The organism is Mycobacterium sp. (assembly GCF_032161845.1).
Taxonomy (GTDB): domain Bacteria; phylum Actinomycetota; class Actinomycetes; order Mycobacteriales; family Mycobacteriaceae; genus Mycobacterium.
Window position 1 is genome coordinate 1 of the sequence record NZ_JAVRQA010000325.1, and the last position, 20,900, is coordinate 20,900.

Genomic DNA, 20,900 nt, shown 5'->3' on the forward strand with positions numbered 1-20,900 from the left:
CCTACTGATGTTCATGGCCGGCCTCGACACCGTGACAGCGACACTCGGCTGGACCTTCTGGCACCTGGCCGACCATCCCGCCGACCGGCAGCGCCTCATCGACGCGCCCGACACCATCCCGACCGCCGTCGAGGAGTTCCTGCGGGCCTACGCCATCGTGATCCCGGCCCGCAGGGTGACCGAGGACATCACGGTGCAGGGTTGTCCGATGAAAGCCGGCGACATGGTCAATCTGCCCCTACACGCCGCCACCAGGGACGACGCCGCGTTCGCGAACGCCACCGCGGTCGACATCGCGCGAAGCCCGAACAACCACATCGCCTTCGGCGCAGGCCCACACCGTTGCCTCGGGTCACACCTTGCCCGCCGCGAGCTGCGCATCGCCATGGAGGAGTGGCACCGGCGCATCCCGCACTACCGGCTCGACGCGGATGTCGCGCTGTACGAAACCGGGGGGCAGGTCGGCCTACAGTCGCTTACGCTGCGCTGGGAGACGACATCGCCATGAAGAACGACGTCGCCACGAGCCGACCGATGGAAGGAATTCCATCGGGCGCTCTGCGAACTGGGGCGCCCGGGTGAGTTCGACTCGAACTCAAGATCGACGGCGCGGTAACCTGACCCTCCGATGACCGGTTTCGACTACGCGCCACTGCGCGACGAGTGGTATCGACGGGGCTGGTTCACCGAAGCCACCTGTGTCGACGCCCTCGAATCGGGAGCCGTCGAAAATGCCGATACGCCAGTCACCTTCGTGATCGGGCACGACACCTACAGCCCGACGATCGACGCGATCCGCGATGGTGCCATGGCGATGGCTGCGTCGTTACAAAGTTTGGGAGTGGGTGCGGGTGACGCGGTCGCCGTCCAGCTGACGAATCGGCCCGAGTGTGCCGTCGCCTACCAGGCGGTCCTGCTGTGCGGCGCAGTGTTGGTGCCGATACCGCACATCTACGGAATCAACGAGACCCGTTTCATCCTTGCCGAAGCGGCCGCGAAGGTCTTGATCATGCCCGACCGCTGGAGGTCGGTCTCCTATCGCGAACGGGTCTCGGACCTCACCGACATAGCGACGATGCGCGACATCGTGCTGCTCGACGCCGAGCCGGGGCCCGGCTTCGTGACGTGGTCGGAGCTCGACGGTTCCGCCGATGACTACGTTCGACCGGCCGTGACCGCCGACGACGTGTGTCTGCTGATGTACACCTCGGGTACAACGTCGGCACCCAAAGGCGTCCAGCACTCCCACAACACGCTGCTCGCCGAACATCGGACCATGCCGGCCCTGCTTGCCTGCGGTCCCGACGACGTGCTGCTGGTGACGTTCCCCCCAGGCCACGTCGCCGGCGTCGGCAGCATTCTGCGACCGCTGCTGTCGGGTAGCCGCACCGTGTTCATGGACGGCTGGGATGCGCCCGCGGCGGTAGAGGTGGTGCGTCGGTTCGGGGTGACGGCCACGGCAGGCACACCGTTCCATCTGGCGAGTCTCCTCGATCTGGGTGACAAGTCCGAGGGTCTGACGACGTTGCGCGAGTTCCTGATCGGGGCGGCGCCGGTCACCGAGGAACTGGGCCGCCGCGCGGCAGCGGCGGGGATCAGCACATTCCGCAGTTACGGCTCCACCGAACATCCGACCGTCACTGGCATGCACAGTGGCCACGATCGGTCGGCACGGCTCAGCACGGACGGCGAACCCCTGCCGGGGTCGCGGGTGCGCATCCTCGGAAAGGACGGCGCCGAGTGCCCCTGCGGTGTCGACGGCGAGGTCGTCGTGCAGGGTCCCGAGCAGTTCACCGGGTACCGGGACGGTCGGCTCGACGTCGACGCCTTCACCGCGGACGGCTGGTTCCGCACCGGCGACCTTGGTCACGTCGATAGGGGCGGTCGGCTGAGCATCACCGATCGGATCAAGGACGTCATCATCCGTGGCGGAGAAACGATCTCGTCAGGACAGGTCGAAGACGTCTTGAGCGCCCATCCCGCAGTGGCAGAGGGTGCGGCGGTTGCCGCGGCGCATCCCCGCTACGGCGAGGTCGTCGCTGCGGTAGTGGTGTTGAAGCCGGGAGCAACGGTGGACCTCATCGGGATCCAGGCGCACTTCGCGGCGTCTGGTCTGGCCCGCCAGAAGACACCGGAACGGCTCGTCGTCGTCGACGCCATGCCACGCACGGCGCTGGGCAAGGTGCGCAAGGCCGACCTGCGTGCACGGTACTTCGCGTGACCTCCTGGCAGACGCTGACCACGGGTTAAAGTCGACACGTGCCCAAGGTGTCGCCGAAGCGCGGCGAGCGGTCTCGTCAACAGATTCTCAGTGCCGCGCGTGAGATGTTCTCGCAGCTCGGCTTCGCTGCCGCAAGCACCGGTCAGATCGCCGAAGCTGCCGGGGTCGGGACGCGGGGCGCGCTCTATCACCACTTCGAAGACAAGTCGGCCTTGTTCGGGGCAGTGTTCGAAGAGGTGCTCAAAGAACTGATGGATCAGCACGTCGACCCGTTCGTCGGGCTTCCTTCGACTGGCTTCGGCCGGTTGAAGCGAACGATCGACAGCTATCTCGACACCGGCTTGGACAGCGACATGCGCCGGATCGTTCTCGACGCGCCCGCCGTACTCGGATGGGAGAGGTTCCGCGCCATCGGTTCCTCCTACGGCCTCCACACGATCCGCCAACTCGTTGTCGATGGAGTTCGCGATGGGAGCATGCGGGCAGTGTCACCGGACGCGCTGGCCCATCTCCTGCTCGTCTCCTGCGAAGAGGCCGCTCTGTACGTCGGCAACGCCGACGACGTCGCCGCCGCCCGGGCCGCGGTCGGCGAGGCCCTCGACGCTCTACTCGATGGACTTCGCAGCCCGGGTAGCTGAAACCCCCGCCTCCGCATCGAGCCAGCCCGCGCGTCAGTCGTTGCGAATCGCTTCGGCAAGGGCCCCCGGCCTATCGAGCATGACGAATGCCGAGCAATCCGGGATCTCGATCAACGTGGCGTTGGGGAACGCGTCGCGCAGTCGGCGGGCATGGGCGAGGGGGAAGAGTGCGTCCTCGGTGCCCCACGCGAGGGTGACCGGATTGTCGAACGCCTCGATCGCCGATGCGGCCCGCAGTGTGAGCGCCGGATCCAACGATGCGGTCACCGTGACGGCGTCGCGGCGGGCGGCAGCACTGGTGGCGAACGCCCCGAACACCTCGCGCTGGCGATCCTGGCCCGGCGGTGTGTGGCAGACGGCCTTCAGGAAGAAACTCCGTCCCGGCCCGGTGGCCAACAATCTCACGATGGCACCACCGACCGCCGAACTCGCCCGGCACACCTTCACGATCTGCGCGAATGAACCCGGCGGAAAGTGTTCGTAACTATCACAATTGGTGAGCACCAACCGAGCAAACCGCGAGGTGTCCAGCGTCGGATCACCGAGCGTCGCCAGGACGAGCCCGCCCCCCGTGTCGTTGGCGACGACGATGACGTCGGTCAGGTCGAGTGCGTCCATGAAGTGGACGATGCGTCGAGAGGCCGCTTCGACGCCGAGGTCGGCGCCGTTCGTCGGCGTGCTATGCGCGCCAAGCGGCCACGTGGGCGCGATACACCGGAACCCGTCTCCCAACTCGGTGACGACGTCCTTCCATACGGCGCCGGTGACGTAGACGCCGTGCACGAACAGGACCGTCGGCCCGGTTCCCGTGTCGGCGTATTCGACGTCAAGGCCGTCGACTCGAACTCGCTTCATCGTCATGTGACTCCCTACTCAGTGGCCGCGGAACTCGGGTTTGCGTCGTTCACGGAAGGCACGGACACCTTCACGAAAGTCGACGGTGTCGACCAATGCCAGCTGACCCTCGGCCTCGATCGCCTGCACTAAGTCGAGGTCGCCCAACGTTGCCGCCGCGAGTGCACGCTTCGTCCACCCATATGACACGGTTGGACCCTTCGCCACCGATCCCAGCACCGCGCCAAGGACATCGTCGTAGTCGACGTCACTGGAGAGGTGGGAGATCATTCCCCACTCGAATGCCGTTGCGGCATAAACCTTTTCTGCAGTGATCGCCATCCGCGCCGTCCGCGCCCGGCCGATCAACCCCGGAAGCAATGCGCTAGCGCCGCCGTCGGGCATCAGACCTACCCGGCTGAACGCCAGCTGGAAGTAGGCCGCCGGTGCGGCCACCACCAGATCGCACGCCAAAGCCAGCGGGCACCCGAAGCCGACGGCCGCTCCGTGCACGCCGGCCACCACCGGCTTTGGCAGCGCGATTATCGTCTGCACTACGCGATTGGCGGCATGCGCGGCACCTTCGGTGTCGCCGCCCGTCAGATCACCGCCGGAGCAGAACGCGCGCCCCGCGCCGGTGAGCAGTACCGCGCGGACCGCGTCGTCGGCCGCATCGTCCAAGCGGGCGGACAACTCGTCGAGCATCGGGGTATCTACGGCGTTGAGTTTCTCCGGCCGATCCAGCCGGATCCGCAGGATCGCACCGTCGCGCTCCGCCGAGATGCCGTTCACGGCACTGCAATCACAGGCCGAGGTCGCGGCCGATGATGTCCTTCATGATCTCGGTGGTGCCGCCGAAGATCGTCATGATGCGGTTGTCCATGTAGTCGCGGGCGACCCGGTACTCCGTCATGTAGCCGTAGCCGCCGTGCAGTTGGACGCAGCCGTCGATGACCTTCTTGGCCGTCTCGGTGCACCACCACTTTGCCTTCGACGCCTCCACCGCCGTCAACTCGTCGTCCACGACGGCCTGCAGGCAACGGTCGATGTACTGCTCGCCAATCTCGAGCTCGGTGTCCATCTCGGCCAACAGGAAGCGGTTGTGCTGGAAGCTGCCGATCGACTGACCGAAGGCCTTGCGGTCCTTGGCATATTGCAATGTCTGCCGCCAAGTCTCGCGCGCACCTGCGATGGCGGAGATGGCGATGGAGAGCCGCTCCGACGGAAGGTTGGCCATCAGGTGATAGAAGCCGCGTCCCTCCTTGCCGAGCAGGTTGGCCGCCGGCACCCTGACGTCGACGAAGTTCAGCTCTGCGGTGTCCTGGTAGTGCAGGCCCATCTTGTCGAGCTTGCGACCCCGGGTGAAGCCCTCCATACCGTCCTCGACGACGAGCAGCGTGAAGCCCTTGTGCCCGGCATCGGGGTCAGTGCGGCAGACCACCACGACCAGGTCGCAGTTGATGCCAGAGGAGATGAATGTCTTGGAGCCGTTGACGATCCAGTCGTCTCCGTCGCGGACCGCCGAGGTCTTGATACCCGCCAGGTCGCTGCCCGCGCCCGGCTCGGTCATCGCGACCGCGACGATCAACTCGCCGCTGGTGATGCCAGGTAGCCAGCGCTTCTTCTGCTCGTCGCTTCCCAGCGACGAGAAGTACGGGCCCACCACGTCGTTCTGCAGGCTCAGCGCCGGGGCGGGTCCGCCGTAGCGTGCGATCTCCTCGTCGATGACCGCGTTGAAACGGAAGTCCTCGACGCCGCTACCGCCGAACTCCTCGGGCATGTTGAAGCCGATCAGGCCGTACTTGCCCGCAGTGACCCAGGCGGACCGGTCGACCAGTCTGGCGGACTCCCACTGCTCGGCGTTGGGCTCGAGCTCGCGCTCGATGTAATCCCGTACCGTCTTGCGGAACTCCTCGTGCTCGGCCTCAAGGACGAGTCGCTTCATGTCTCTCTCACTCTCCGTACAGTCGACGCATCTGCTCGCCGAGCTTGCCTGATGTACGCGAAACGACCTGCGCCCCACGTCTTCTGAGATCGGCGTCTGGAACCGGAAGGACGACGGCGCCGCTTGTCTTCGACGGTAGCAACACCTTGGCTGTGCCGCGAGTGGTGGTCTCGTCGCGCTGACTGGTGGCGGAGACGTCAAGCGATATCGCATCGTCTGCCGACTCACCCTTCCCAGTGACCTTGCCCGTGCAGCGGTGCACGTCGCCGTGGTAGTTGAACCCCCGCATCTGGAGGTCCATCTCGGCCAACCAGCCGTCGTCGCCGATCCAGTTGGTCAGCAGGTGACTCACCCACGCCGCGCGCATCTGGCCGTAGTCATACGGTGCCGGGATGCCCAGCGACTGGGCTCGGCCGGCGTCCCAGTGCAGGCGCTGCACGACGTCGGGAACGCCGTACTCGTCCGGTTGATAGAACGCGGGCATCCGCTTGCGCAACTGATGCGCGAACTTCAGCGGTCCGACGCCGTAACCGCCCCAGCCCCAGCCCATGTGCATGGAGATGATGTCGACGACGGTCAACGGGCCCTTGATGATTCCGGGAAGCTCGTCACCGACGCCCACGTCCTCCCACCACCGAGGGTCGGCGCCGCGACGCTCCTCTGCCTCGTACTCGGCTTCGACCTGCGCGAACTCCTCGGGAGTCCAGTGCTTGCGCTCGATGTCCTTGAGCTTGCCGGACTTCTTGGAGCCGTGACGTTCGGCGTTGATGTAGGACTCGTCGCGCGTGGCGATCGGATTGCCGTCGACGTCGACGTAGAGGTAGCGGAAGGTCTCCTTCACTGATCGCCCACCGGAGAATTCGCTCTCCTTGACCTGCACGTCAAGGGTGTAGTTCTCCGCGAGCACGGGGCGGCCCGCATGGATCGGCCGATACCACGTCCACTTCACGCCGGAGTAGTACTTGCCCGTGCCGCGGAAGAGACCGCGGAACAACTTCTTTCGTTCCGGATCGATGAACTTCGGGGTCTGGTCCAACCCGGTCGAGATCGGGAAGGTCGGCGAGGCGATCTGCCCGTGCCAGCGGGTGCGCGGTCCGTGGGACGGATCGTGGAACAGTGGGTTGTCGTCACCGCAGCCGAACGCGAACTGGGTGATGGCGTCACTCGACGGCAGCTTGTGCCACGCCTCGTCGCGCTGAAAGACGGGAATCCCGATCTGCGCCTTGGCCCGTTCGATGTCCTCGTCGGTGATGCGGCCCTCTTCGGCGGCTAGATCGTTCCCCGTCGCTTCGCTCGCCCCGGCATCGGCGCTGGGCTTCTCGGTTGTCGTCATCGGTGCTCCTAGAACTTCAGCATCGCGCCGGCGTCGACCTTGAACTGCAGACCGGTGACGTAGCGGGACTCGTCGGAGGCCAGGAAGCAGACCGCGTTCGAGATGTCGGATGGCTCGACGTAGGGCGTGGGCATCGCCTGCATGGCGGGGAACGCCAGCAATGCGTCATCCCTGGTCGGGCTCTCGAGATCGGGCCGGAACTGCCGGTACATCGGCGCGCTGTTGAGCATGTCGGTGTTGACGTTGGTCGGGTGAATGACGTTGGCGCGGATCGACTGTGGCGCCAGCTGACCGGCAAGCTGGATGGTGTAGGAGTCCACCAGTTGTTTGGCGTAGCTGTACCCCGCTCCGCCCGGGCCTTGCGGGCCTGCTGCCCCTGGGGGCTGCGAGGCGGCGATGAGACCGGCGATCGATCCGGTGGTGATGATCGACGCACCGGGCTTCAGATAGGGCAGGGCCGCGTGCACGGTGTTGACCACACCGATGAAGTCGACGTCGAAGGCGTCCGCGAACGCCTGGATCCCAAGGTTTGCGCCGAGCGGGCAGATGCCTGCGTTGGCGACCACGACGTCGAGCTTGCCGAATTCGGCTACCGCATTGGCGAGTTCGCGGGCCACGGCCGTTCGGTCTCGGACGTCGACCTGCGCGGTGTAGGCCCTGCGGCCGGTCTTCTCCACCTCGAGGCCGGCCTCTTCGAGATCGTGCGGCGTCGCCAGGGCGTACTCGTTGGTCTCGATGTCTTCGCAGATGTCGAAGAGGATGACGTCCGCACCCTCCTCGGCCAACTTGACCGCGTGACTGCGGCCCTGACCGCGAGCGCCACCGGTGACCAAGACGACCTTGTCTTGTACTCGACCCATTTAACGTGCCTTCCATACGGGTTGACGTTTCTCCGCGAAGGCCAGCGGGCCTTCCCGTGCATCTTCGGTCTTGAGCAGTGACGTGAACTCGCGGGTGGTGCGGTCCCACTTGGGTTCTTCGTCGGCGATCACGCTGTCGTCCGCGCCGTAGGCGAGTCGCTTGCTGGCCTGCACCGACAGCGGCGCGTTCACCGTGATCCGCTCGGCGAGCGCCAGGGCAGCCTCCACGACGGTGCCGTCGGGTGCGACCTGGTTGATCAAGCCCCATTTCAGTGCATCGGCCGCGGACATGGGTTCGCCGGTGAAGACCAGTTCGAGAGCCACCTTGCGTGGCAACTGTTCGACGATCCGGAACACGCCGCCTGCGCCCGCGATCAGCCCGCGCTTGACCTCCGGCAACCCGAAAGAGGCGCTCTCGCAAGCGACGATCAGGTCGCTCGCCAGCGCGAGCTCGGAGCCGCCGCCCAGCGCGGTGCCGTTGACGGCGGCGATGGTCGGCTTGTCGATGAAGTGGTGCACGTAGCCGGCGAAGCCCCACTCGGCGTGCTCGGCGTGAAAGAGGTTCTCGCCCCGGGAGATGGCCTTGAGATCGGCTCCAGCGCAGAACGACTTGTCCCCCGCGCCGGTGATGACGACGGCCCAGACCTCGGGATCGGCCTGCGCCGCCGCCAGTGCGTCGCCGACGGCCGTGCTTACGGCGCCGTTGACGGCGTTGCGCGCGTCGGGCCGATTGATGGTGATGAGCGCGACGTTGCCCCGTCGCTCGACGAGGGCGGCGGGGTTCTCTGCGTCAGACAACGGTGGTCTCCTTCACGTGGGTTGCACTTGCATGGCGCCGAGCTCGTCGAGCATCGCGAGCAGTCGGCGGCGGTCGACCTTGAGTGCCGCGCCGCGGGGCAGAGCGTCGACGACGAAGATGCGGGCAGGCACTTCGTAGGGGGTCAGCAATGTTCGGCAGTGTTCGCGCAGCTCGTCGCCATCGGCTTCGGTGCCGGCGCGCAATTCGACTGCGGCGACGGGGATCTGACCAAGTCGCTGATCGGGTATGGGCGCAACCGCGGCGTCTGCGACCGCCGGGTGAGCCCGTAGTGCGCGGACCACTGTCTCCGGCACGATCTTGAACCCTCCGCGCAGGATGACGTCGTCGGCGCGGCCGTCGACGTAGAGGAAGCCATCGGCGTCCAGGTGCGCCAAATCGCTGGTGGTGATCCAGGATTCGCCGGATCCACCGGCCTGGGCAGAGGCGACCTGCAGCCTGCCCGTCCCATCCGGTCCAAGCACCACGCCGTCGTCGTCGACGACTTGCAGACGCACGCCGGGGAAGGCGCGCCCGACGCTGCCCTTCTTGTCCGTCCACCGCGTGTGGAAGTCCTTGACCGTCCAGCCGGCCACCGCTCCGGAGAATTCGGTCGCGCCGTAGACGACGAGGATCGGGATGCCGTACCGCTCGAAGAACGCGTCGACCAACTCTGGGTCGACCGGGCTCGTACCCGCGTTGACGGCGCGGATGCTGGCCAGATCCTCCCGTGGGATGTTCGAGTCGAGCACCGAGCGGATGGCGGCGGGAGGTAGTCCGGCGACGGCGGGCCGGTGCTCCTTGACCACGGCGTGCCAGCCCGGCACGGTGAAGCGGTCCAGCATCGCCACGGGACGCGCCGCGACCAGCGACTGCAACAAGGACCACAGCCCGCCGATGTGAACGATGGGCAGCGTCACCAGCCCAACGGAGCCCGACAATGGCGGTTTCGTTCGGGCCTCGGGTCGATCGTTGTGCTGCAGCGCCGCACCGAGGGAGGCCTCCAACTGAGCGCGCGTGAGGGGGATGCGTTTCGGAGCCCCCGTCGTGCCCGAGGTCAGCATTTCGATGGCCACGCTGGGATCGCCGATCGAGGCTTCCCTCGTCCCTCGCGCCCGAACGGCCAAACCGTCCTCGTCCAGGCTCCAGCCGGTGATGTCACCGCCTGCGACGGTGCGAGTGAAGACCTCGTCGGACCACAGCGCGGACGGTGCAAGGACGAAGGACACCGCTGCGGCGGCGAGGTCGGCACTGAGGCGTTCCGGGGGCTGGAGCGGGCTGATGGTCACCAGTGTGCGACCGCCCCGGAAGATCGCGATGAGCGCAGCAACGGACTCCATGCGATTGGTGAGCACGACGGCGACCCGCCCGCCGTTGCCGCAGCCGGCGTCGCTCAACTCGTGGTCGATCTGCTCGACCAGTGCCCGGACCGCACCCCAGGGAGCCCAGCGTCCGTCGTACTCCACCATGCGGTCGTGGTCGTTCGCGTCCCACAGCCGTCCCAGCGCGTCGTGGATGCTCGTCATCGTCACTTTCCGAATCGACTTCCGCGGTCGATCACTGTTCCCTCGAAACTAGTCGACATGGTTTACTAGGTCAACCTAGTGAAAGGGGTCGGCGATGGACTTCGGTTTGACCGACGAACAGGACCAACTCGCTGCGGCGGAGCGCGCCTGGCTCGGCCGCAACGATCCAATCGCGAGAGTCCGCGCCGCCATGGACTCCGCCGCCGTCACCATCGACCCCTCGGCAGTGAGCCACGCCGCCGAGTCTGGCCTGCTGGCCTTGCTGACGCCCGAAATGGGCGGTACCCACGTAGATCTCGCGGTCGTGACCGAAGCGCATGGCTACGCGGCGAGTTCCCTGCCCGTCGCCGACCTGGCGGTCGCCTCCTGGCTTCTCGACGGCGTTGGCATACCGGCGGCCGAGAGCACGTTGATCGGGGTGGCGTTCGGGCTGACGGGAGCCAGCAGTCCCGTACCGATGGCTGCCGACATGACGTCCGTCGCGGCGGTCGGCCCCGTCGGCGAGAAGGAATACCTCGCGGTCCTGACCGCACCGACGCTGTCCGCCATGGCGACCCTCGACCTGACGCGGTCGTGGGCACGGCTGGAGCTCGACACGACGGCCGCCGATCGGACGGAATTGCCGCCGGGCACCGTGGCAGGGCTGCGCGATGCACTTGCGGTGCACCGGGCGTTCGACGCACTTGGGGCCGCGGCGCGGTTGCTCGAGATGACGGTGGCCTACGCAGGCCAGCGAGAGCAGTTCGGCGCGCCGATCGGCTCGTTCCAGGCCGTCAAGCATCACTGCGCCGACATGGTCCTCGCCGTGGAAGCCAGTAGAGCCTCGCTGTGGGCTGCGGCGCTGGCGTTGGACACTGCGTCGGGTACCGCCCATCCCCCCGTCGCTTCGCTCGCCGGGGTGCGGACGCGCGCCGCCTCCGCGGCAGCGGCATACGCGAAGTCGGCCGCCGCGAGGGTGGCCGGCACTGCTCTGCAGGTGCACGGCGGCATTGGCTTCACCTGGGAGCACGACCTTCATCTGTTCCTGCGCCGCATCAAGGTCGACGAGGCCTTCGACGGCACCGTCGCCGAACACCGCGCGGCACTCGTCACGGCCTGACATTCAGGGCGCATCCTCTGCTCTTCGCGCAAGCGCTCATCGCCACCCTCTGCTCTTCGCGCAAGCGCTCATCGCCGTTCCCGCGGCAGCGCAAGTCCACGCTCCGCGATCAGGTTCCGCATGATCTCCGAACTGCCGCCCGCGATGGTGTAGGCCCGCGCGTACATCCATTCGTCCTGCCAACGGCCCCCGTCGAGGGCGTGCGGATCACCTTCCACCAGTACGCCCTCCGCACCGCCGAGTTCGACTCCATAGCGCGCCATCTCGAGGTTCAGCTCGCTGAACATCAGCTTGGCCATCGCGCCGTCGTGCATGCGTTCAGTGCCGCGCAGCCAGCGCGTGAGGTTGGCGTAGGTCAGCGCGGAGAGCGCCTCGACCTCGGCGGTGAACTGCCCGATCCGGTCGCGGACGAGGTCGCTGTCAATCGCGCGACGGCCGTCGATGGTGACCTGTGAGGCCAGCGCCACCAATCCATCGATGGCGAGCCTCAGCTTGACCACGGCGGCTCCCACGCTGGTGCGTTCGTGCCCCAGCGTCGCGTTCGCGATGGCCCAGCCCTGCCCCGGCGTCCCGATCATCGCGTCGGCCGGAACCTCGACGGAATCGAAGAAGACCTCGTTGAAGTCCGAGGTGCCGGTCAGCTCACGCAGCGGGCGGACGGTGATACCCGGGCTGGACATGTCGAGGATGAACGCACTGATGCCCTTGTGCTTCGGTGCATCGGAGTCGGTGCGCGCCAACAGGTATCCGTAGTCGGCCCAGTGCCCGTCGGTGGTCCAGACCTTCTGCCCGCTGACCGTGTACGTGTCGCCATCGAGGACCGCCCTGGTGCGCAGTGATGCGAGGTCGCTGCCCGCGCCCGGCTCACTGAACAGCTGGCACCACATTTGGCGGCCTGCGCGGATCTCCGGCAGATGCCTGCGGCGTTGCTCGTCGGTGCCGTGGTGGATCAACGCATGCGAGGCGAGCGCGTTGCCGCTCGGCACTCCGGGCACCGCTGCGCGCGCCAACTCCTCCCCAACCACGATCGCGTGTTCGGCGCTGAGGTCGTCGCGGCCGCCGAATTCCGCCGGCCAGTCGGCCCCTGCGTAGCCTGCTTCGAAAAGCTTTGCCGCCCAATCCTGGAGAGCCTTGAACTCCTCGTCGCTCTCCGCACTGCGCACACCTGCCCGCTGGGGTATGCGCGGCGCATGCTCGCTGACGAACTCCCGCACCTCTGCGCGGAAGGACTCGAGTTGCGGTCCCATGCCGTATTCCACGTTGCTCCTCTTCGGTGTGACGTCGTCGTCAGGCGCCGGGGCGCTGTAACAGTTCAGCGGCGGCGCGGTCGCGGAGCGCGTCGGCACGGCCCACCAGGACGGCATTGGCCTGAGCCCGACGCAGCAGCAGGTGGACCGGGTGCTCCCACGTGAAGCCCACACCGCCATGGATCTGCAGCGCGCCCTCGGTCGCAACGACCCCGGCGTCCAGCGCTGCTGCGGCGGCCAGATCCACCAGGTACGCCGGGCCATCGAGATCGGCGTCGGCAGCGGCGAGCACCAGGCTGCGGGCACCCTCCAGGGCGACCAGGATGTCGGCACACCGATGTGACACCGCCTGGAAACTGCCGATGGCCCTGCCGAATTGGTGACGTTCGCCCGCCCAGCCGACAGCCATCGCCAGAGCGCGCGAGCCCACTCCCACCGAGTCCGCCGCCACCGCCAACAGCGCCTGGCGTCGGGCGTTGGCCAGGATCCGGGCTATGTCGACTCCGTCGGCCAGCACCTCTGAGCTCGCCGCGTCGAAGGTGACCGAGCCGATCGTGGCGGTCAGGTCGAGCGGTTGGTTCGCGGCCACCGTGACGCCTTCGGCGGACGCGTCCACGGCCAGCAGAACTTCGCCGTCGATGCCGTTGTGCGCCAGCACCAGAAGCACCTCGGCACTGGGGGCGCCCGCCACGATCGGCACCACGCCATTGAGCGCGAATCCGTCCCACCGGGGCAGCTCCTGGCCACTCGTCACCCACCCGGCGTCGTCGAGTGGCACGACGAATGCAGCGCGCGCACCCTCTGCGATCCGCTGGATCAAAGCCTTTGCGCCGCACTGCACGGCGACCTCGAGCGCGGTCACGGTCGGGACGAGCGGCGCGGCTGCCAGCGCCTTGGCGGCCTCCTCGAGCGCAGCGTAGAGGAGCCTCGGCCGCGCCCCGATGCCTCCGAGTGACTCGGCGACCGTCAGGCCCGGCAACCCGAACTCGACGAGGGCAGACCACACGGCGGGTTCGGTAGCGTCGACCGGACGCTTGCGATCGAGCAGCTTCGCCACGTCCACCTTCGCCGCGAGCGTCGCCGCCAGCACGTCGCGCAACTCGCGCTCGTCCTCCTCGGGCACGGCGAGCGGCTCGCCGGCAGTGACCGCGGCGGTCCTGGTGTTCTCGCCCCGGTGCGACGGTAGCCCGAGCACGCTCTCGGCAATCGTATTGCGTTGGATCTCAGAGGTTCCCGCGCCGATCGTGGTGGCCCGGCTCATCAGGTAGCCGAATGTCCACCGCCCCTTGTCAACCGCATCCGGAGCCCGGCTGCCAAGTGCGGCATGGGGACCGGCGGCACGCAGTGCCAGCGCATGCATGTGCTGTTCGAACTCCGACTTCACCAAGCGGTTCACCGACGCCACGCCGCCAGGATCCTCGCCGCGCAGGACCGCGGCCAATGCGCGGGAACTGTTGGCGGCGATGGTGCGAACCCCCGACTCCAACCGCGCGACGTCCTGTCGGACCAGCGGATCGCCGGCGAGCCCGCGCGACACCACCAGATCGATCACCCGGTCGGCGGTGCGGCGGTACTTGAACTCGTCGGCGAGGAAGGCAGTGGCCCGCTCGTGTCCGAGGGAGGTCCGCATGATCGACCAGCCTGCGCCCTCGTCGCCGACCCGGTTCTCGACGGGCACCTCGACGTCGTCGAGGAACACCTCCGCGAAGTGCGCCGCTCCGCTGACGTCACGCAGTGGACGCACGGTGATGCCCGGACTCGTCATCGGGATGAGCAGATAGGTGATGCCGTCCGACGGTTTGTCACCCGAGCCGGTCCGAACCAGCGCGAACATCCAGTCCGCCCGGTCGGCCATCGTGGTCCACACCTTCTGGCCCGTGACGCGGTACACGTCGCCATCGCGAACCGCGCGCGTGGACAGCGACGAAAGATCGCTTCCTGCGCCCGGCTCCGAAAACCCTTGGCACCAGAACTCGTCCGCACGCAACAGCGGATTCAGAAACCGCTCCTTCTGCGCACTCGTGCCGTGCGCGATGAGCGTGGGAGCGAGGATGAACGAGAGCGGGCACGGGTGCGGCGGTGCGCCTGCGTCGGTGGTCATCCGGTAGTAGTCCAGCTGATCCTCCAGCGACAACTCCAGACCGCCGACCGATCGCGGCCAGCCCGGTGCCGCGAGGTGATGATCGACGAGCTCGGCATGCCACGCGCGGGCGACATCGATGCGGTCGGGCTTCTCGCCCGGCCGGAGGTCGGTCGGCCGACGCCGAAGATCCGCGAGTAGCGACTCGAGTCTGGGACGCCAATCAGCTGTCTGCATCACACCTCACATAGTAAACCTGGTTATCTATGTGGAAGTGTGACCCGCCAACCCGCCGATTGGCAAGCACGACCCTCAGTCGCCCTCGAGGATGAGGGCGAGTTCGGGACAGGCGGCTACCCCGTCCCTGGTGGCCCGCTCGTCACCAGGAAGGACGTCGTGCGCTTCGAGGGTCGAATAGCCCGAGTCATCGATCGGGAACAGCTCCTGGTCGACGGCATAGCACTGCGCGTGGCCGACGCACTTGTCCTGCTCCAGCCGAACCTTCACCCGAGACCTCCTTCACCAGACCGCCGTAGAACTGCGGCGGTCTTCCCGTCCATAAGACTAAAGGATTAACTATTTAGATCTCTACCGGCAGTCCCCGACAGTGCGCCGGGGTGGATGGTGCGCCGCGATCCTGGCGCAGTCGCCACGCCATCTTGCGTGCGGTCACCAACGCCAGCGCACCGACCAGACCAATGAGAGCTGCGTCCGGCCAGTCCTGGCGCGTTGCGACGAACATGCCGCCCACCGCGCAGAGCAAGACGACGACGTACGCGATCCTGCGCACGATCACATCGGTTCTCAACCTGTCCTCGCATCCCCGCCAAGTAGCGTGCCGCTACACCGAGGCCAGCGCCGGGGCGTCTGCGGACACTCGCGGGAAGTTGAGCATCCGGCGTGCGTTCTCCTCGACGATCAATGAGCATTCGTCATCGGGGACGTCGGCGAGCACCTCGCCGGCCCGCTTGCGCGAGTTCGGCCAGTTCGAGTCGCTGTGCGGGAAGTCGATCTCAAGCATGATCCGGTCGACGCCGATGGAGTGGCGATTCTTCAAGCCATGCTCGTCATCGATGAAGCAGCCCCAGAAGTGCTTGCGGAACAGGTCCGACGGGCGCGTGTCGAAGTCGATCTTCTGGTAGTAGCGGTGCCGCTCCCACACGTAGTCGGTGCGCTCCAGGATGTAGGGCACCCAGCCGATGCCACCCTCGGCGAGCGAGATCTGCAGGTCGGGGAACTGCTGCAGCTTGCCCGAGAACAGCAGGTCGACGGTGGACCACATCAGGTTGGTGGAGAACAGGGCCGTTGCGACCGCGAACGGTGCATCAGCCGTCATCTGACCCGGGATCGGCTTGACCGAAGAGAACGAGAAACCCGGCACATACGAGCCGGAGCCGAAGTGCAGCGAGATCGGCATCTTGGCGTCCGAGCACACCTGCCACAGGCCGTCCCAATGATCGGAGTGGAACGAGGGCAGTCCCAGCGGCACCGGGCTGTCAGGGAAGGAGATCGTGCGGGCACCCTTGGCGGCGACGCGCTCGGCCTCGGCCACACACGCATCGATGTCCCAGGTGGGCAGGATGGCCAGCGGGATGTAGCGCTCCGGCGCGGTCGCACACCACTCGTCGAGGTGGAAGTCGTTCCACGCCTTGACGCACAACAGCGCAAGTTCCTTGTCCTCGGCGCGCTGGAAGGTGCCTCCGCCGAACCCGGGGAAGGACGGGAAACACAACGCCGACTGCACGCCGTCGGTGTTCATGTCCGCGACGCGCGCGACCGGGTCATAGCAGCCGGGAATCATGTCCTCGTAGCGGACGGGATCCATGCCCCACTCTTCCGGCGGCTTGCCTGCGACCGCGTTGAGGCCGATCGTCGGGAAGATCTGGCCGTCATAGCTCCACAGATGCATGCCGTCCTTCTCGATGATCCGTGGTCCCCGGTCGAGAAACTTCTGCGGAAGCCGGTCCTGCCAGACGCGTGGATGCTCGACCAGGTGGTCGTCGACGGAGACGATCTGATGGTGGTCCTGAAGCGGCATGAGGTTCCTTCACTCCTGATTCTTCGGGTCATTTTCTGACGAAGAGTCTTGTTTTCTGACGTTTCATCTCACAGACTATATGACGTACACCACAACAGTCCATAGGTTGAGAGGCACAACATGAACTCCATGGACGGACCCGCTGACGACACCGCGCGGGACAAGATCGACGAAGACGACCACGACCTGCTGACGTTCGGCGAAGTGGGCGAACGCCTGCGGCTCGAGATAGCCGCCGCGAAGGCCGAGGTCGAACGGGTACGGCAATCCGGGTCTGCGGAAGAACTCGAGAAGGTCGACATCCGGCTCGAGGCATTGCGGTCGGCCGCCGCGCGCAACAGTGCGCAACCCATCAACGACGCCAACTTCGAGAAGTTCTTCGGCTACCCCGGCAAGGCCAAGCGCAACCTGCCGGGGCCGTCGGCGACGTGACCGCCACATCGGCGAGGGTCTACCGGGATACTTCTCCCATGGCGCCATCTCCGGACAAGCTCCGCCGCCCCGGATACGCGCCCGTCGCCAACGTGGGAGTCGGCAGGCGCGGTCTGCACACACGTGACCGCATATTGCAGAGTGCGGCGGACGTGTTCCTGGCCAACGGCTTCCACAGCACTTCGCTCGATACGATCGCCAAGGCGGCGAAGGCTTCGCGCGCCACGGTCTACCAGTACTTCGCGGGCAAGGAGGACATCTTCCGCGAACTGAGCGCGGTGTCCGAACGCGACGTCCTCGCCCACGCCGAACGGCTGGGTGGACTTGGTCCGACGATCGACGGCGTGGCCGCCCTGCACCGTTGGCTCGTCGAGTGGGCGGAGATCTACGACGCCCACGCCGCGGTGTTCGCGGAGTATCCCGGCATCGGAACCGAACTGTCGGTCATCGACGTCGGAACGGTCGCCGAGACGTTCGCGCGAACGGTCACCGCCAAGGTCCGCGGAGCGGGCCTCGACGGACTGGACCCCGACGACGCCGCCGCAGCGCTCATGCGGATCCCCCACATGGTCCACCTCTACCGGTACCGCGCCATGTTCCCGCTGCCCGCCCCAGCAGTCGTGTCGTGGTCGTTGACTGTCGCCCTGCAGCTGATGCTGTTCCCCGACACCCCGCCGGACGTCCTGCAGGCGGTCGCCCCTCTGGACGCCCTCCAGTCGGTGAGCCAGCCCATCGCGGTCACCGACGGGGCCGAATCGACCGATCCCAACGACGTTCCGCTGTCACCGATCGCGCAGGACGTGCTGTCGGTCAGCTCGGCACTGTTCGCGGAACGCGGTTACTACGCGGTCGGCATGGAAGAGATCGCCTCAGCCGCCGACGTCAGCCGGGCGACGCTCTACCGATACTTCAGCACGAAGGCCGAGATCCTGGCCGAACTGACCCGTCGAGCGGTGACGGAGGTGGAGCACCACGCCGCCGCGCTGCCTCGGACGGCCGACGCGGACAGCTGGCCCGAGTGGATGCTCGGCTACGTCCGCTTCCATCGCGGCTATCGCGGTGTCATCCGGGCCTGGCTGGACGGCACCGTGGCCGAGCAGCTCTCCGACGCGTCGGTCGACCACGGCATCGGCGCGATTCACGGCGCGATCGCAGCGTTGTTGACCGCAGTCGACCTGCCGGCGAACGTCAATCGGGAAGTGGCCGGCGCGGTGTTCCTGGCGGTGCTGGGTCGGATGACCGAGCCGACGTCGCCCAATGCGGCGGACGGCGACGAACGGGCTGCATCGCTCATGATGAATCTGTTGCGGCGCTCGCTGCTGCGACCGGCCTGAACGGCTCGCCCTCAGCCCGGCGGCGGTACGTAACCGGCGGCCGAGTTACGCAATGCCCAGATCTGGGCGGGGCACAGGATCCCCACCGCGTTCGACACCAGGAAGTTGGCGGCGAACTCGTCGTTGGGGAGGGTGTCGCGCTTCACGTCGCCCATCACCGCGGCATAGCTCTCACCCCGAGTGACCTTGTCGCAAATCCCAAAGCCGTAGCCGATGGCGTCGTTGTTGGGAAATTCGTAGTACCGGCGCACCTTGACGTTGTAGACGTACTCGACCTCCGGCCCAGGGACGGCGACCGCCGGAGGTGCCAGGAGCGAGGCCATCACACCGAACGCGCAGGCCGTCGCCACTGCGGCGGCGATCGACTTGCGACGCAGCATCAGGGTCATAGGCGTTCGAGTGCGCTTCATAGGTGATCGAAAGCGTAATTCATTTATCTGTTTGCAGGTAGTCTCTTCGACCATGAGGTTCACGCTGGCGGTCCGACGTTGCGCACTGACACTGGCACTGCTCACCGTGCTGGTCGCCAGCGCCGTGACACCGTCTGCTCTGGCCGACAACAAGCGACTGAACGAGAGCGTGTTCGTCAACATCTACACCGCTCAGCAGCAGAACGGCTGCAAGACCGACCCGAAGCTCGACGGTCGCCTGGTGGAGGCCGCGCGTCTGCACGCCATCGACGTGCTGAACAACCCGAACACCAACGGCGACATCGGCTCCGATGGTTCCACCCCGCAGGACAGGGCCAACGGCCAGAACTTCACCGGCAAGGTCGCCGAAACAGTGGCCATCAATCCGGCGCTCGCCATCAGTGGCATCGAGATCCTCGGCCAATGGTGGTACGACCCGCCCTCGAAGGCCACCATGCAGGACTGCGCGAACACCGCCATCGGTGTGTGGTCGGAGAACAGCCTGGCGCGGTCGGTAGTGGTGGCGGTCTACGGCCAACCTGCGCTGTAGCTCATCGCGCGAGGTCGGCGCGCAACCGCTTCTTGTCGACCTTGCCGCTGGCCAGCACCGGCAATTCGGCGACCAGTAGCAGTCGACGCGGCACCTTGTAGCCGGCCAGACTCCGCCGCACATGAGCCTGCAGAGACTCCAGCGTCAGCGACGCACCGTCGCTCGGAATCACCACCGCGCAGACCGTCTCACCCCACCGCTCGTCGGGCACCCCGACCACCGCACAGCCGGCCACCCCGTCGAACGAACTGATCGCATCCTCAACCTCGGGCGAATAGACGTTCTCCCCGCCGCTGATGATCACGTCCTTCTTCCGGTCCACCAGATGAAGAAGCCCGCGTCCGTCGATCCGGCCCACGTCGCCGGTGTGACACCAACCATCGCGAAGGGTTGCGTCGGTAGCGGCCTGGTCGTTCAAGTAGCCACGGAACACGGCATCGGACTGCACGACGATCTCGCCGGGCTCTCCCCCGGCCGCAGCGCGCCCGTCCTCGCCGACGATGCGAACCCGAGTGCCAGGGAACGGAAAACCGACCGAGTGCAACCGATCCTCGACGTCGGGGCCGTCGAGGGAGTGCAGTTCTCGGGGTAGGCCCGACACGATGACCTCGGTCTGCCCGTAGAGGTTGAGGAAACCGGCACGCGGAAGTGTGAGCATCGCCCGCTGCAGCGTGCTCGCCGTCATCGGTGCTGCCGAGTACACCACCGTCTCAACCGATTCCACGGCTGACCCCACCTCGACCTCATCGAGGAGCGCCTTGAGCATGACCGGGGCGAGGTGCAGCACGGTAATTCGCTCGGACGCGATGAGCCGGACCGCCTCAGCCGCGTCGAACTGCTGTTGGAGTACCACCGTCCCACCGCGAGCATGCAGGCCTCCGATGATCGCCATCGCGCCCACGTGGAACATCGGCATGTTGATCAAGCCGCGTGCGTCACTGCCACAGCGCATTTCGTTGTTCATCGTGTAGGCGATCCGCCGAAGCTCGCGTTGCCCGATGATGCAGCACTTGGATGCGCCCGTCGTTCCACTGGTGAACAACAGGCAGGCGACGTCCTCGGGGGTGGCGACGAACTCCAGATCCCCGCCGCGGCCGCTTGCGACGAACCGCTCGTACTCGGTGGTCCCCCGAGGCGCCTTCCCGATCACTACCAGAACCGGCGGCGACGACAACTGCGCGGCGATCTCCACCACCACCGGGGCAAACTCTTCGGCGACGAACACCACCGAGGGCTCCACCCGACGCAGCACGTCGGCCACTTCCGGCGGCGAGAGCCGGAAGTTGATGGTTGCCAGGATGATTCCGCCGAGCTGCGTCGCCGCGATCACCTCGCCGAACTCAATGGAGTTACGGCTGAGCACCGCGACGCGGTCCTGGTGTTGCACGCCGACGGATGACATCGCCGACACCAGCTGCACGGCGCGGGCGCGCAGTTGCGTGTGACTGACGGTCCGCTCGCCGTGGCGGTACGCCACCACCTCACCGAAGCGCACCGCGTTGTCGGTCACGATGTCGCCGAGCGTCAGGTCACTCGCTGCGGCGCTTGCCATCGCCG

The 20,900-nt window shown here is 66.7% G+C and carries 21 protein-coding genes; 7 read left to right on the forward strand and 14 right to left on the reverse strand.

Annotation, left to right across the window (positions count from 1 at the left end):
- The 3 genes from QOD90_RS17620 to QOD90_RS17630 all read left to right on the forward strand — a co-directional run.
- The coding region (locus QOD90_RS17620; RefSeq protein WP_526351981.1) for a cytochrome P450 at nucleotides 1–508 on the forward strand (508 nt) is incomplete at its 5' end.
- A gap of 120 nt (nucleotides 509–628) precedes the next feature.
- On the forward strand, nucleotides 629–2,221 hold the full coding sequence (locus QOD90_RS17625; protein WP_526351983.1) for an AMP-binding protein: 1,593 nt from the start codon (nucleotides 629–631) through the stop codon (nucleotides 2,219–2,221).
- A gap of 38 nt (nucleotides 2,222–2,259) precedes the next feature.
- On the forward strand, nucleotides 2,260–2,859 hold the full coding sequence (locus QOD90_RS17630) for a TetR/AcrR family transcriptional regulator (RefSeq protein ID WP_526351985.1): 600 nt from the start codon (nucleotides 2,260–2,262) through the stop codon (nucleotides 2,857–2,859).
- 33 nt (nucleotides 2,860–2,892) lie between these two features.
- Here QOD90_RS17630 and QOD90_RS17635 read toward each other — a convergent pair whose 3' ends face one another.
- From QOD90_RS17635 to QOD90_RS17665, 7 genes are read right to left on the reverse strand one after another with little or no spacing between them, the layout of a single operon-like run.
- Complete coding sequence (locus tag QOD90_RS17635) at nucleotides 2,893–3,720, reverse strand: alpha/beta fold hydrolase (RefSeq protein ID WP_526351987.1); 828 nt, start codon at nucleotides 3,718–3,720, stop codon at nucleotides 2,893–2,895.
- Between the two features lie 12 nt (nucleotides 3,721–3,732).
- Nucleotides 3,733–4,485, reverse strand: coding sequence for an enoyl-CoA hydratase/isomerase family protein (locus QOD90_RS17640; RefSeq protein ID WP_526351989.1), 753 nt, complete (start codon nucleotides 4,483–4,485; stop codon nucleotides 3,733–3,735).
- A 10-nt stretch (nucleotides 4,486–4,495) separates the two neighbouring features.
- A complete protein-coding gene (locus QOD90_RS17645) occupies nucleotides 4,496–5,638 on the reverse strand; it encodes an acyl-CoA dehydrogenase family protein (protein WP_526351991.1) in 1,143 nt (380 codons plus the stop codon).
- A 7-nt stretch (nucleotides 5,639–5,645) separates the two neighbouring features.
- On the reverse strand, nucleotides 5,646–6,971 hold the full coding sequence (locus QOD90_RS17650) for an FAS1-like dehydratase domain-containing protein (protein ID WP_526351993.1): 1,326 nt from the start codon (nucleotides 6,969–6,971) through the stop codon (nucleotides 5,646–5,648).
- An 8-nt stretch (nucleotides 6,972–6,979) separates the two neighbouring features.
- The gene (locus tag QOD90_RS17655) at nucleotides 6,980–7,831 is read right to left on the reverse strand and encodes a mycofactocin-coupled SDR family oxidoreductase (protein ID WP_526351995.1); all 852 of its coding nucleotides are present in this window, start codon (nucleotides 7,829–7,831) and stop codon (nucleotides 6,980–6,982) included.
- Nucleotides 7,832–8,629 (reverse strand): enoyl-CoA hydratase/isomerase family protein, encoded by a 798-nt coding sequence (locus tag QOD90_RS17660; RefSeq protein ID WP_526351997.1) that lies wholly within the window; start codon nucleotides 8,627–8,629, stop codon nucleotides 7,832–7,834.
- 12 nt (nucleotides 8,630–8,641) lie between these two features.
- Nucleotides 8,642–10,153 (reverse strand): class I adenylate-forming enzyme family protein, encoded by a 1,512-nt coding sequence (locus tag QOD90_RS17665; protein ID WP_526351999.1) that lies wholly within the window; start codon nucleotides 10,151–10,153, stop codon nucleotides 8,642–8,644.
- Between the two features lie 94 nt (nucleotides 10,154–10,247).
- Here QOD90_RS17665 and QOD90_RS17670 point away from each other — a divergent pair, with 94 nt between their 5' ends.
- Nucleotides 10,248–11,252, forward strand: a complete 1,005-nt coding sequence (locus QOD90_RS17670) for an acyl-CoA dehydrogenase family protein (RefSeq protein ID WP_526352001.1) — start codon at nucleotides 10,248–10,250, stop codon at nucleotides 11,250–11,252.
- A 68-nt stretch (nucleotides 11,253–11,320) separates the two neighbouring features.
- Here QOD90_RS17670 and QOD90_RS17675 read toward each other — a convergent pair whose 3' ends face one another.
- The 5 genes from QOD90_RS17675 to QOD90_RS17695 form a co-directional block, all read right to left on the reverse strand.
- Nucleotides 11,321–12,511, reverse strand: coding sequence for an acyl-CoA dehydrogenase family protein (locus QOD90_RS17675; RefSeq protein WP_526352003.1), 1,191 nt, complete (start codon nucleotides 12,509–12,511; stop codon nucleotides 11,321–11,323).
- 28 nt (nucleotides 12,512–12,539) lie between these two features.
- Nucleotides 12,540–14,816, reverse strand: coding sequence for an acyl-CoA dehydrogenase family protein (locus QOD90_RS17680; protein WP_526352036.1), 2,277 nt, complete (start codon nucleotides 14,814–14,816; stop codon nucleotides 12,540–12,542).
- Between the two features lie 75 nt (nucleotides 14,817–14,891).
- Nucleotides 14,892–15,086: a ferredoxin FdxE gene (gene fdxE, locus QOD90_RS17685; protein WP_526352005.1), complete on the reverse strand. Its 195-nt coding sequence runs from the start codon at nucleotides 15,084–15,086 to the stop codon at nucleotides 14,892–14,894.
- Between the two features lie 73 nt (nucleotides 15,087–15,159).
- On the reverse strand, nucleotides 15,160–15,369 hold the full coding sequence (locus QOD90_RS17690) for a hypothetical protein (protein WP_526352007.1): 210 nt from the start codon (nucleotides 15,367–15,369) through the stop codon (nucleotides 15,160–15,162).
- A 51-nt stretch (nucleotides 15,370–15,420) separates the two neighbouring features.
- Entirely contained in the window at nucleotides 15,421–16,617 is a 1,197-nt protein-coding gene (locus tag QOD90_RS17695; protein ID WP_526352009.1) for an amidohydrolase family protein, read from the reverse strand.
- A gap of 120 nt (nucleotides 16,618–16,737) precedes the next feature.
- Here QOD90_RS17695 and QOD90_RS17700 point away from each other — a divergent pair, with 120 nt between their 5' ends.
- Both QOD90_RS17700 and QOD90_RS17705 read left to right on the forward strand, forming a co-directional pair.
- Nucleotides 16,738–17,049: an acyl-CoA synthetase gene (locus tag QOD90_RS17700; RefSeq protein WP_526352011.1), complete on the forward strand. Its 312-nt coding sequence runs from the start codon at nucleotides 16,738–16,740 to the stop codon at nucleotides 17,047–17,049.
- Between the two features lie 38 nt (nucleotides 17,050–17,087).
- Entirely contained in the window at nucleotides 17,088–18,383 is a 1,296-nt protein-coding gene (locus tag QOD90_RS17705; RefSeq protein WP_526352013.1) for a TetR/AcrR family transcriptional regulator, read from the forward strand.
- 11 nt (nucleotides 18,384–18,394) lie between these two features.
- Here the strand turns inward: QOD90_RS17705 and QOD90_RS17710 are convergent, their stop codons facing one another.
- Complete coding sequence (locus QOD90_RS17710; RefSeq protein ID WP_526352014.1) at nucleotides 18,395–18,772, reverse strand: DUF732 domain-containing protein; 378 nt, start codon at nucleotides 18,770–18,772, stop codon at nucleotides 18,395–18,397.
- A gap of 73 nt (nucleotides 18,773–18,845) precedes the next feature.
- Here QOD90_RS17710 and QOD90_RS17715 point away from each other — a divergent pair, with 73 nt between their 5' ends.
- Complete coding sequence (locus QOD90_RS17715; protein ID WP_526352016.1) at nucleotides 18,846–19,343, forward strand: CAP domain-containing protein; 498 nt, start codon at nucleotides 18,846–18,848, stop codon at nucleotides 19,341–19,343.
- Between the two features lies 1 nt (nucleotide 19,344).
- Here QOD90_RS17715 and QOD90_RS17720 read toward each other — a convergent pair whose 3' ends face one another.
- Nucleotides 19,345–20,895 carry a class I adenylate-forming enzyme family protein gene (locus QOD90_RS17720; RefSeq protein ID WP_526352018.1) on the reverse strand — a complete coding sequence of 517 codons (1,551 nt, stop codon included), beginning with the start codon at nucleotides 20,893–20,895 and terminating at the stop codon, nucleotides 19,345–19,347.
- Between the last annotated feature and the right edge of the window lie 5 nt (nucleotides 20,896–20,900).